Raw genomic sequence first — 12,582 nt, 5'->3', positions numbered from 1 at the left:
TCAGACCAACCGTTCACACCCTTTGAAATCAAGCAATTGCGCACCAAAACAGTGTCATACATGCACCATTTTGGTGCCACCATACAAGCAAAGGGGAAATCCTCAATGAATCCCTTTGCTTACGCTTTTTCTCCCGCCGAGGAGCATGCTAATATCGGTTTTCCACAATAGGACTACCGCCACGACAATGCGCCTTTTCCATCGCGGGGGACAAGGGAGACAGGCGTTCGGTGCGCTTTTGCCAGCCACATTGCGTTCTGAGCAGGTTTCGAGGCGGTTTTTTTGTTGCGTTTTTTTACAATGAAATTGGTTTGCACAATGCGGATCGATCTTTTCAACAAGCATGAATCAATCATGTGACTATCTGATGGAGAACCGAATGCCACTGACTATCGGAGTACCTCGAGAGGTCTTTGCCGGCGAGAAACGGGTTGCAACAGTGCCCGAAGTCGTCGCAAAGCTCATCAAGCTGGGTTTCAAGGTCGTTGTCGAATCGGGCGCCGGCAACTTTGCCAACTTTGGCGACGAGGCCTACCAGGAAGCAGGCGCCGAGATCATTGCGGACACTGCGGCGCTTTGGGCCGCCTCCGATATCGTCTTCAAGGTTCGCGGCCCGAGCGAGGCCGAAGTCGGATTGATGCGCGAAGGCGGCACGCTGATTTCGTTCATCTGGCCAGCACAAAACCCGGATCTGATGCAGAAACTGGCGGCCAAGAAGGCCACGGTTCTCGCCATCGACTGCCTGCCGCGCCAACTCTCGCGCGCCCAGAAGATGGACGCTCTGACCTCGACGGCCGGCATCAGCGGTTATCGCGCCGTCATTGAAGCGGCCAACGCCTTTGGCCGCTTCTTCAACGGTCAGATGACGGCTGCCGGCAAAGTGCCGCCGGCCAAGGTATTCATCGCCGGCGCCGGCGTCGCCGGTCTGGCAGCCATCGGCACCGCCGCAAACCTCGGCGCCATTGTGCGCGCCAATGACACGCGTGCCGAAGTGGCCGATCAAGTCAAGTCGCTGGGCGGTGAATTCGTCAAGGTCGATTACGAAGAAGAAGGCTCGGGTGGCGGCGGTTACGCCAAGGTCATGAGCGAGGGCTTCCAGGCGGCGCAGCGCGAAATGTACGCCAAGCAAGCCAAGGAATGCGACATCATCATCACCACCGCGCTGATCCCGGGCAAACCCGCGCCGAAGCTGATCACCGCCGAAATGGTGCAGAGCATGAAGCCGGGCAGCGTCATCGTCGACATGGCCGGCGAACAGGGCGGCAACTGCGAACTGACAGTACCGGGCGAAGCGGTCGTCCGCCACGGCGTCACCATCATCGGCTACACCGACCTGCCCAGCCGTCTCGCCAAGCAGTCTTCGATGCTGTACTCGAACAACCTGCTGCGTCTGGCCGAAGAACTGTGCAAGACCAAGGACGGCATCATCAACGTCAATATGGAAGATGACGCCCTCCGCGGCCTGACGGTCGTCAAGGACGGCAACATCACCTGGCCGGCCCCTCCGCTCAACCTGCCGGCCCCGCCGGCAAAGCCCGCCGCAGCGGCAGCCGCACCGGCCGCCAAGAAGTCGGCGCACGGCCATGGTGGCGGCGAACCGATGCCGGCCAACAAGGTCGCGATCGTCATCGCCGTCGCCGCAGCGCTGTTCGCGCTGATCGGCGCCTACGCGCCGGCGACCTTCCTCGGCCACTTCACGGTCTTCGTGCTGGCCTGCTTCGTCGGCTACATGGTGGTCTGGAATGTCAAACCGTCGCTGCATACGCCACTGATGAGCGTCACCAACGCGGTCAGCAGCATCATCGCCATCGGCGCCCTGGTGCAGATCGCGCCGCCGCTAGCGGCCGACATCACCCGCCCGGATGTGGTCATCCGCTGGCTGGCGGTCGTCTCGATCGCGCTGGCCACCATCAATATGTTCGGCGGCTTCGCCGTGACCCGGCGCATGCTGGAAATGTTCCGCAAATAAGGAGAATGTAAACATGTCTGCAAGTTTGGCTACCGTCTCCTATCTCGGAGCAACCATCCTCTTCATCCTGTGCCTCGGCGGCCTTTCCGATCAGGAAACGGCTCGGCGCGGCAACCTCTACGGCATGCTCGGCATGGCCATCGCGGTGGTCGCCACCGTCTTCGGTCCGAACGTCGGGACTGCCGGCCTATCCTGGATCATCGGCGCGATGGTCGTCGGCGGCGCGATCGGTCTCTATGCTGCCCGTGTCGTGCAGATGACTCAGATGCCGGAACTCGTCGCCCTGATGCACAGCCTGGTCGGTCTGGCCGCCTGTCTGGTTGGCTATGCGAGCTACATAGACACCTCGTCCCCTTTGACCGGCGCAGAAAAGGCGATTCATGAAGTCGAAATCTATGTCGGCATCCTGATTGGCGCGATCACCTTCTCGGGGTCGTTGATCGCCTTCGGCAAGCTCTCGGGCAAGATCGGTGGCAAGCCGGTCCTGATGCCGGGCCGTCACATGATCAACCTGATCGGCCTGCTGATCGTCATTTATTTCGGCCGCGAGTTCCTGCACGCCGAAATGGGTCAGGGCGTCCTGCCGCTGACGGTGATGACGATCATCGCGCTGGCCTTCGGCGTGCACATGGTCATGGCCATCGGCGGTGCTGACATGCCGGTTGTGGTGTCGATGCTCAACAGCTACTCAGGGTGGGCGGCGGCGGCGACGGGTTTCATGCTCGGTAACGACCTGCTGATCGTTACCGGCGCACTGGTCGGTTCGAGCGGCGCGATCCTCTCGTACATCATGTGCAACGCGATGAACCGCAACTTCATCAGCGTCATCGCCGGCGGCTTCGGTTCCGATGGCGCCAAGCCGGCCCCGGCAGCCAAGGGCAGTGCCGAACCGCAAGGTGAAGTCACGGCCGTCTCGGCCGCCGAAACGGCGGAACTACTGCGCGAAGCCAAGAACGTGATCATCGTGCCGGGCTACGGCATGGCGGTCGCGCAAGCCCAGCACATCGTCAACGAGATCACCTCGCACCTTCGCGAGAAGGGCGTCAATGTGCGCTTCGGCATCCACCCGGTCGCCGGCCGGATGCCTGGCCACATGAACGTGCTGCTCGCCGAGGCCAAGGTTCCTTACGACATCGTCTTTGAAATGGACGAACTCAACGAGGACTTCCCGGACACCGACGTGGCGATGGTCATCGGCGCCAACGACATCGTCAACCCGGCCGCCCAGGAAGACCCGTCCAGCCCGATCGCCGGCATGCCGGTGCTCGAAGTCTGGAAGGCGAAGACCTCGATCGTCATGAAGCGCTCGATGGCTTCCGGCTACGCCGGCGTCGACAATCCGCTGTTCTACAAGGAGAACAACCGGATGCTCTTCGGCGATGCCAAGAAGATGCTGGACGAAGTGCTCGGCGCGCTGACCACCGGCAAGTAATCCGTCACACCTCGAAAAACAACGCCCGCGATTGCGGGCGTTGTTGTTTGTAGCGGCAGCGAAAAAACGGATCAGCCGATTCGGATATCGATTGCTTCAGCAATCTGCACGACCGAAGATGCATCGTCGATCACCGCTTCCCCGATACGCCGCAGCAGGATCAAGCGCAAGCGCCCATCCTGGACCTTCTTGTCGTGGCGCATGAGTTCGACATATTTTCCGGTCGCCATCGCCGGCCCCTTTACCGGCACACCGGCGCGAACGAACAGGCGCTCGATACGCGCCACCTCATCGACACCGAGCCAGCCCCGCATCCGGGAAAGCTCCGCCGCCATCATCGTCCCGGCCGCCACGGCTTCTCCGTGCAGCCATTCGCCGTAACCCATGCCGGTCTCGATCGCGTGCCCGAAGGTATGGCCGAGATTGAGCAGCGCCCGCTCACCGTGTTCATGCTCGTCAGCGGCAACCACCTCGGCCTTGTGCCGGCAGGATAAACCGATCGCATACTCCAGCGCCGCCGTGTCGCGCGCCAGCACGCGTTCGACATTTTCTTCCAGCCACTCGAAGAAGGCGAGATCGCGAATCAATCCGTACTTGATGACTTCGACGAGCCCCGAGCGCAATTCCCGATCCGGCAGGCTTTTCAGGACGTCGGTATCGGCGAGCACCAGGCGCGGCTGATAGAAGGCGCCGATCATGTTCTTGCCGGCGGGGTGATTGATCGCCGTCTTGCCCCCCACCGACGAGTCCACCTGCGACAACAGCGTCGTCGGAATTTGAATAAAGGGCGTGCCACGCTGATAACAGGCGGCGGCAAACCCGGTCATATCGCCGATCACCCCACCGCCAAGCGCGATCAGCGTGGTGGAGCGCTCACAACGCTCGCGCAGCAACGTATCGAAGACAAGATTGAGCGTTTCCCAATTCTTGTACGCTTCTCCGTCCGGCAGAACGATCTCGACAACGGCGATGCCTGCCGCCCGAAGCGACGCTGCGAACCGGCCTAAATACAGCGCCGCCACCGTCGTGTTGCAAACCACCGCCACCCGCGCCTGTTTCAGATACGGACGAATCAGATCGACGCGATCGAGCAGCCCCGGACCGATGTGTATCGGATAGGCGCGGGACGCGAGCTCAACGCTTACGCATTCCATCGCTCACCGACCTCTCTCGCCAGCATCTGCACGACCATTTGCGCGTTCCCCTTACCGTCGTCGACGACGAAATCGGCGACCTCACGGTAGAGCGGATCGCGAATGACAAAGAGCTCCTGCAATTTGCGCAGCGGGTCCTCGACCTTGAGCAGCGGCCGGTTCTTGTCGTGCCGCGTCCGCTCCCAAAGCACCTGAGGCGGCGCGTTAAGATAGACGACGAAACCATTGGCCTTGAGGTTCTTGCGGTTCTCTTCCCGCAGCACGGCACCGCCGCCGGTCGCCAGGACATGGCTGCGCAAGGCGGTCAGGTCGGCGATTGCCTGCGATTCGCGCCGCCGAAATCCTTCTTCCCCTTCGATTTCAAAAATCGTGGGAACGACGACCCCGGTCCGATTCTCGATCTCGCGATCCGAATCGACAAAGCCAAGCCCGAGACGCCTCGCCAGCATGCGCCCAACCGTCGTCTTGCCCGCCCCCATGAGGCCGACAAGGAAGATGTTGCGTGAACCGTACTTGTTCTCCATACCCGCATTCTACCGTACCCGGCCCAATCCAAAAAAAAGACCGGCAACGCCGGTCTTTTCGCCACGCAAACGCCTCAACGCACCGCCAGTCCTTCGGCAACGATCTTCGGCGTGATAAAGACCAGCAACTCTTTCTTGGTCGAGGTCCAGGCGGTGTTCTTGAACAACCAGCCGAGATAGGGCAGATCGCCGAAGAACGGGATGCGCTGCGAGGTGTTCTGGATATTCTCGGTATAGATCCCGCCGATCACCACGGTGCCGCCGTTATCGACAAGAACTTCGGTCTTGACATGCTTGGTATCGATGGCGACACCTGATCCGGTGGAAATCGAGGTATTCGGCGAATCCTTGTTGATATCCAGCGTCATCGTGATCTTGCCGTCCGGCGTGATCTGCGGCTTGACCTTGAGCGAGAGGTTCGCCTTCCGGAACGAAACGCTCGTCGCCCCGGAACTCGTCGCTTGCTGATAAGGAATCTCGACCCCCTGCTCGATCAGGGCCTCAATCTGGTTGGCTGTCATGACGCGCGGACTCGATACGATCTTTCCCCGACCATCGGATTCGAGCGCCGAAATTTCGGCCGTCAGATAGCGTGTCTGCGCGCTGTTGAATAGCATGAAGCCGAAGGTCCCCGCCGTTCCTGAAGACGGTGTCGCCGGCAGATTGACACTGGCATTGGTCGAATACATGCCGCCGACCAGTGTCTGCGCCCCGCCGATCTGGCTCGACGGCGTTCCGTTGGCGAAGGCGAGCGTTCCACCGCTGCTCGCTGTCGTACCACCCCACCCCAGTCGGGAGCCGAGATTCTTGGCAAACGAATCCTCGGCCTCGATGATTCGTGCCTCGATGATCACCTGCCGCACCGGAATATCGATCTTGGCGATCATGGCGCGGATATCCTCGATTCGGTTCGGCGTGTCCTTGACGAACATGATGTTCGAGCGATTGTCGAGCACCGCACTGCCCCGCTTCGACAGCAGCGTCTGCTTCGGATCCGCCAACAACTTGCGCACATCCTCGCCCTTCACATAATTCATCTGGAAACTCTCGGTCCGCAGCGGCTCCAGATCGTCAATCTGTGCCCGCGCCTCGAACTCCAGCTTTTCCTTGGTCGCGATCTCATCGCGCGGCGCAATCAGAATGACATTGCCATTCTTGCGCATATCCAGCCCTTTTTGCTTGAGGATGATGTCGAGCGCCTGGTCCCAAGGGACATCCTTGAGAATCAGGGTAATCGCGCCACCGACCGAATCGCTGACCACCATATTCATACCGGTGAACTCGCCGATCACCTGCAGCAAGCGACGCACATCGACGTTCTGGAAGTTGAGCGACAGTTTCTCGCCCTGATAGCCGGCACGCGACCCCTGAACCAGCTTGTTGGGATCTTCGACCAGCGGCTTGACCTCGATCACGAGTTGGCTCTCGGACTGGTAGGCGTTGTGCTCCCAAGCACCGCGCGGCGTAATCGTCATGCGTGCGTTGGGGCCCTGCTGGACGGTATCGACAGAAACCACCGGCGTCGCGAAATCGGTCACATCAAGCCGTTTCCGCAGGACCTCCGGCACACTCGTCTTGACGAAATCGACGACCAGCGACTGCCCTTGCTGGCGGAGATCGATTGCCGTCGCCGGATTGCTCAGATCGACCAGGATGCGCCCCTCACCATCCTTGCCCCGGCGGAAAGTCACGTCGCGCAAAGTGCTGATTGCCGGCATCGAGGCGCCCAGCGAGAAGTGCTCGACCGGAACGCTGCCGCCGCTCCGCTGCCACTCCTTTTCGGCGCTCGGCGTCATCACCAGCAGCAAACCACGTCCATCCGCATGGCTTTCATAAACCATTGCCTGATTCAGATTGAATACCAGGCGCGTTTTTCCTTCGACCTGAACAATATTGACGCTTTTGAGGTCGCCTTCGTTAAAAGTCTGTACGCTCCGCCCCAGTCCGTTGTCGACGCCCGGAAAATCGAGCGCGATCCGCGCCGGTTTGGCCACGCTGAAACCCGCGGGCGGCGCCGCCAACGGCTTGGTGAACGTCAGTTTGACATTCAGTGATCCACCTTGACGCACCGCTGCGATCGACTCGATCGCGTTGCGCGGGCTCTCCTGGGCCAGAAGTGGCGTGGCCACCAACCAGGCCAAGCCGAGCAGGAAACGCATCGCCTTTTTCACTTTCTGACCTCCTGATTCTGCAACTGCAGCGAACTTTCCTTTTCCACCCAGTCGCCGACCGGATCCTGAACCAGTTCCTTGACGACGATTTCGGCATCGGAAATTCGCACGATGACGCCATAGTTCTGCCCCATGTAGCGCCCGGCGCGCACCTGATACAAGGCACCGTCCGCCTGCACGACTCCATAGGGAATGTTCTTCCGCACCATCACGCCGACAAATCGCAGCGATTCGAGCGAATACGCCTCGAGCGGCTCGCGCGGACGATCGAGATCGGGACGCAGGCCGCCGCCGCTCTTTTTGGTTTCTATACCGATCTTGCCGGGTTTGAACGGCTCAAGCAGATTACCGGCATCGTAGGGCACCGGTTCATACGGACGCACTTCAGGCAAGGGTGGGATACGCCCCTTGATGTTCTGCGAGGCCTCCGCCATCCATTGCCGCAAATCCTCGTGCTCGTTGCTTGAACACCCGGCCAGGATCAATAGCGGAACAAAGAGCAGCGCCGGCGCTCTCATTTCTTGCCCCCTTTGGCCGCTTGCGCCGCCTTGCGCTTGGCCGCCAGCTCTTCTTCATCGAGATAGCGATAGGTCTTCGTCACCGCATCCATCGTCAGCCCGCCTTCTTTTCCTGCAGCGCCGGCGGTGATCGAAATATTGCCGAGCGTGACAATCCGCGACAGACGCCCGATATCGCTGGCGAATGCTCCAAAATCATGATAATTACCGGTCAGTCGCACGCTGATCGGCAATTCCGCGTAGAAATCCTTGCTCGCTTCCTGGCCTGGCTTGAACAATTCGAACTGAAGCCCGCGCCCCATGCCCGACTGGTTGATCTCGACCAGCAAGGACTCCACCTCGGCCTTGTTGGGAAGTTGCTTGAGCAGCGCGCCGAACGAACGGTTGATTTCATTCAACTGTTGCGTGTAAAGATCAAGATTCACTGCCTGCGTCTTCTTGGCGATGAATTCCTCTTTCAGCTTGATCTCTTCCTGCTGCCGCACGGCCAGGAGGTCGAACTGGTCACTCCACAGGAACCACCAGCCAGCAACCATCGCCACGATGAAAACGCCGACCAGGGCGGCGACCCTCGGCGCCAGCGGCCAGGCACCGACGTCCTGCGGATTGAGATTGCGAAAATCTTCGGCCAGCATCTGCAGATCGATCTTTGCGAAGGAAGGCTTTTTCATCGCTTCCCTCCATCCGCCGGATCGCGCTTGAGCGAGACGTTCATGCTGAACTCGTTGAGGCGGCGCTTATCGACCGTAACAGCCTTGATTTCGATCAGGAGCGGCTTTTCCAGCCAGGGCGACGCCTCAATGTTACGCATCAGGGCAGAAACACGAGCGTTCGACTGGGCATAGCCACTCAAGGTGACACGCTGACCTTCCTGCTTCATCGACTTGAGATACACGCCCTCCGGCATCTGCCTCGCCAGTTCCGCGAGCAGGCGAACGGCCTCGGCGCGGTCGCGCTGCAGCGACTCGATGACCTGTTTGCGCGCCAGCAGCACCTGCGTCTGCTCCTTGAGGCGCTTGATCTGTTCGATCTGCTTGTCGAGAACGGTGATTTCCTTCTTGAGGAAGTCGTTCTTGCTTTCCTGAGCGGAGATATAGCCGCCGATAATCGAATACACGAGGAAAACGATCAGCCCGGCCAACACGACCACCAGCCCGAGCAGTCCGAAAAACTGCTGGCGCCGCGCTTTGCGCCGCTCTTCACGGTGCGGGAGAAGATTGATGCGGATCATTCGTCGAATCTCCGCAACGCCAGACCGCAGGCCACCAGCAAGGACGGCGCGTCAACCTGCAGACGCTTGGCCGTGACGCGATCCGAGAGACTCATGCCGGCAAACGGATTGGCCACATGCGCCTCGATGCCGGTACGCTCGGTCACGACCTGCGCCGCTCCCGGCAACACGGCGCAGCCACCGGCCAGAACGATGGTATCGACCTGCGAATACTGCGTCGAGGTATAGAAGAACTGCAATGTCCTGACGATTTCGAGCGCCATGCTTTCCATGAACGGCTGGAGCAACTCCTGCTCGAAATCGGGCGGCAGATTGCCGCGCCTTTTCTCGGCTTCGGCCTCTTCAAAAGTCATGCCATACGCACGGGCAATATCCTGCGTCAGCTGGTTGCCGCCGAACGCCTGTTCTCGCGTGTATAAGGGCTGCCCGTCGCGCAAGACGGTCAGATTCATCGCATTGGCGCCGACATCGACCAGAGCGATGACCTGCCCCTGGGCCTCATCCCCCAACTGTTTCACGATCTGTTCGAAAGCTGCCTGCACGGCGTAGGACTCGACATCCATCACGACAGCCTTGAGTCCGGCGGACTCGACAGCCGCCACGCGATCTTCGACCTTTTCCTTGCGCGATGCCGCAATCAGGACTTCAAGCTCTTCCGGCGCGGAAGGCGCCGGCCCGACAATCTGAAAATCGAGATTGACTTCTTCGAGCGCAAACGGGATGTATTGATTGGCCTCGGATTCAACCTGCACTTCGAGCGCGTCCTCGCGCAATCCGGAGGGAACGATGATTTTCTTGGTAATCACGTGCGAGGCAGGTAGCGCCAGCGCGGCAAGACGCGTCGCCGCGCCCAGCTTTTTCCAGGCGCGCCGCACCGTCTCGGCCGTCGCCTCAAGGTTCACGATATTGCCGTCCGATACTGCGTCGCGCGGCATCACCTCGATGGCATAACGCTCGATGCGATAAGATTTCTTCCCGTCTCCACCGAGTTCGACCATCTTGACCGCAGACGAACTGATATCGACGCCGATCAGAGACCGTACCTTGGGATTGAGGAATGACAGGTCGAGCCGCAACACGCCCCCTTTTGCTAAAAAACCCTTGTATAACGAGCAGTTAGCGGATTTACGGATAATCGTCTTTAGATGCTAGCAACAAGTATTCAGCATGTAAAGAATTTTCTCCCCCGAACGGGCGACACAAAGCCCTCGTCGCCACGCCGATCTGCGCAAAGTTTATAATGCGCGACTCTGTCTCATTCGACCCGGACACTCCCTTGCCCAACGTCTCGCGCTGGATTCTCTATCCCTTCTTCCTGCTCATCGGCACCGTGGCGATGGTTGCCGCGATGGTTGCCGTGGTGCTTGTGCTGACCTATCCGAATCTCCCTTCGCTTGAGATTCTGACCGACTATCGCCCGAAAATTCCGCTGCGCGTCTTCTCTGCCGACGGCTACCTGATCGGAGAATTCGGCGAGGAAAGACGCGAGGTCGTCCATATCCAGGACGTCCCGGACGTCATGAAGCAGGCCATCCTGGCGGCCGAGGACGAGCGCTTTTATCAGCACGGCGGCATCGATGCACTCGGCGTGGTCCGGGCGGCGGCCAGCAACCTCATCGGTGGTGGCAAAAAGCAGGGAGCCTCGACCATCACACAACAGGTCGCCAAGAACTTCTTCCTGTCCTCGGAAAAGACCTACGCCAGAAAACTGTACGAAGCGCTGCTGTCGTTCAAGATCGAAGCAAACCTGAGCAAGGACCAGATCCTCGAGTTGTATATCAACCAGATTTACCTCGGCCAACGCGCCTACGGTTTCGGCGCCGCCGCACAAATCTATTACGGCAAGTCGCTCAAGGACATCACACCCGCCGAAGCGGCGATGCTGGCGGGCTTGCCCAAGGCACCGTCGGCCTTCAATCCGGTCGTCAATCCGAAGCGCGCGCGCCTGCGCCAGCAGTATGTGCTGCGCCGCATGCGAGAACTTGGCTTCATCAACGACAAGCAGCACGAGGAAGCGATCAAGCAGACGCTGATCATCAAGCGCGACACCAATGAATTCGCCGTGCATGCCGAATATGTCGCCGAAATGGCGCGACAGATGGCGGCCGAGCGTTTCCCGGAGGAAGTGTATTCGCGCGGACTCAAGGTTTACACGACGATTCTCAAGAACGACCAGGAAGCGGCTTATCTCAGCCTGCGGCGCAACGTGCTCGAATACGATCGTCGACACGGCTATCGCGGCGCCGAAACCTACGTCGAAATGGGCGACATCAAGTCCGATCAGGACGAAGCGCTCGACGAAGTCCTTCAGGACTTCAGCGATTCGCCCGACCTCCATCCGGCGGTCATCCTCGACGCCGATGCCAAGCAGATTCGCGCCTACCGCAAGGGCGGCGAGATCATCACCATCACCGGCGACGGACTCAAGCTCGGCGCCCGCTGGCTCGACGACAAGGCACCGGCCAACAAGCGCTTGCGCCGCGGCGCCATCATCCGCGTCATGGCCGACGACAAGAATGCCTGGAGAATCACCCAGATGCCCGAGGTCGAGTCGGCGTTCCTGTCGGCCATGCCCGACACCGGCGCCATCCGCGCGCTGGTCGGCGGCTTCGACTTCAACCGAAACAAGTTCAATCATGTGACACAGGCATGGCGACAACCGGGTTCGAGCTTCAAACCGTTCATCTACTCGGGCTCACTCGAAAAGGGATTCACACCAACCTCGATCATCGACGACTCGCCGATCAGCATCCCGGCATCCGTCACCGGTAGCCAGGCCTGGGAGCCGAAGAATTACGACGGCAAGTTTGAAGGCCCGATGCGCATGCGCACGGCGCTCACCAAATCGAAGAACATGGTGTCGATTCGCCTGCTCCAGGCCAGCGGCGTGCATTTCATCCAGGATTACGCCACGCGCTTCGGTTTCGACGCCGACAAGCATCCGCCCTACCTGACGATGGCGCTCGGCGCCGGTTCGGTCACGCCCTGGCAGATGGTGACGGCCTATGCCGTTTTCGCCAACGGCGGCTATCGCATCCAGCCCTACATCGTCAGCGAGATCCGCGACGACAAGGATCAGGTGCTGGCTCAGGCGCAACCCGTCCAGGCAGGCGATGAATCCTTGCTGGTGATCGACCCGCGCAACGCCTACATGATGGATAGCATGCTGCGCGACGTCACCATTTACGGCACCGCGGCCCGCGCCTCGGCAACCCTCAAGCGCCGCGACCTCGCCGGCAAGACCGGCACGACCAACGAACACGTCGATGCCTGGTTCTGCGGCTATCAGCGCACCGTCGTCGGCTGTTCCTGGGTCGGCTTCGATCATCCCAAGAACATGGGCAACGGAGAAACCGGCGGCACCACCGCCTTGCCGGCCTGGATCGGCTACATGTCCAAGGTGCTCAAGGACGTACCCGAGACCTTCCTCCCGCAACCGCCCGGCCTGGTCGCCGTCGATGCGCCCGGCAACGGCAAGGGACCGGCGAAGGAGTTCTTCTACCGCGAGAATGTGCCGGCGAACGTCGATCCGGAGCCGCGACAGGACCCGAACTCGAAACCCGTCGACTAAGCGCGGCGGCGG

Annotated in this window: 10 protein-coding genes; 3 read left to right on the top strand and 7 right to left on the bottom strand. The window is 60.3% G+C overall.

Going from position 1 to position 12,582, the window contains the following annotated elements:
• Window positions 1-379: 379 nt before the first annotated feature.
• Together BLR25_RS18785 and pntB are read left to right on the top strand one after the other, a co-directional pair.
• Window positions 380-1,969, top strand: a complete 1,590-nt coding sequence (locus BLR25_RS18785; RefSeq protein ID WP_176785984.1) for a Re/Si-specific NAD(P)(+) transhydrogenase subunit alpha — start codon at window positions 380-382, stop codon at window positions 1,967-1,969.
• 13 nt (window positions 1,970-1,982) lie between these two features.
• Entirely contained in the window at window positions 1,983-3,401 is a 1,419-nt protein-coding gene (gene pntB, locus BLR25_RS18780) for a Re/Si-specific NAD(P)(+) transhydrogenase subunit beta (protein WP_091939983.1), read from the top strand.
• Between the two features lie 71 nt (window positions 3,402-3,472).
• Here pntB and aroB read toward each other — a convergent pair whose 3' ends face one another.
• From aroB to BLR25_RS18745, 7 genes are all read right to left on the bottom strand, one after another.
• A complete protein-coding gene (gene aroB, locus BLR25_RS18775; RefSeq protein ID WP_091939981.1) occupies window positions 3,473-4,555 on the bottom strand; it encodes a 3-dehydroquinate synthase in 1,083 nt (360 codons plus the stop codon).
• Window positions 4,543-5,079 carry a shikimate kinase gene (locus BLR25_RS18770; protein WP_091939979.1) on the bottom strand — a complete coding sequence of 179 codons (537 nt, stop codon included), beginning with the start codon at window positions 5,077-5,079 and terminating at the stop codon, window positions 4,543-4,545. The genes aroB and BLR25_RS18770 overlap by 13 nt, the downstream gene beginning before the upstream one ends.
• Window positions 5,080-5,153: 74 nt before the next feature.
• Complete coding sequence (locus tag BLR25_RS18765) at window positions 5,154-7,250, bottom strand: type IV pilus secretin PilQ (protein WP_245715612.1); 2,097 nt, start codon at window positions 7,248-7,250, stop codon at window positions 5,154-5,156.
• Window positions 7,247-7,768 (bottom strand): pilus assembly protein PilP, encoded by a 522-nt coding sequence (locus BLR25_RS18760; RefSeq protein WP_091939977.1) that lies wholly within the window; start codon window positions 7,766-7,768, stop codon window positions 7,247-7,249. Before BLR25_RS18760 ends, BLR25_RS18765 begins: the two co-directional genes overlap by 4 nt.
• Window positions 7,765-8,439 carry a type IV pilus inner membrane component PilO gene (locus BLR25_RS18755; protein ID WP_091939975.1) on the bottom strand — a complete coding sequence of 225 codons (675 nt, stop codon included), beginning with the start codon at window positions 8,437-8,439 and terminating at the stop codon, window positions 7,765-7,767. Before BLR25_RS18755 ends, BLR25_RS18760 begins: the two co-directional genes overlap by 4 nt.
• A complete protein-coding gene (locus BLR25_RS18750; protein WP_091939974.1) occupies window positions 8,436-8,999 on the bottom strand; it encodes a PilN domain-containing protein in 564 nt (187 codons plus the stop codon). The genes BLR25_RS18755 and BLR25_RS18750 overlap by 4 nt, the downstream gene beginning before the upstream one ends.
• A complete protein-coding gene (locus BLR25_RS18745; protein ID WP_176785985.1) occupies window positions 8,996-10,075 on the bottom strand; it encodes a pilus assembly protein PilM in 1,080 nt (359 codons plus the stop codon). The genes BLR25_RS18750 and BLR25_RS18745 overlap by 4 nt, the downstream gene beginning before the upstream one ends.
• A 200-nt stretch (window positions 10,076-10,275) precedes the next feature.
• Here BLR25_RS18745 and BLR25_RS18740 point away from each other — a divergent pair, with 200 nt between their 5' ends.
• On the top strand, window positions 10,276-12,570 hold the full coding sequence (locus tag BLR25_RS18740; protein WP_425438699.1) for a penicillin-binding protein 1A: 2,295 nt from the start codon (window positions 10,276-10,278) through the stop codon (window positions 12,568-12,570).
• Window positions 12,571-12,582: the final 12 nt, after the last annotated feature.

The organism is Propionivibrio dicarboxylicus, from assembly GCF_900099695.1.
In the GTDB taxonomy this organism is placed as follows: domain Bacteria; phylum Pseudomonadota; class Gammaproteobacteria; order Burkholderiales; family Rhodocyclaceae; genus Propionivibrio; species Propionivibrio dicarboxylicus.
Note: the sequence above shows the minus strand (reverse complement) of the source record. Positions and strands in the feature narration are given on the sequence as shown.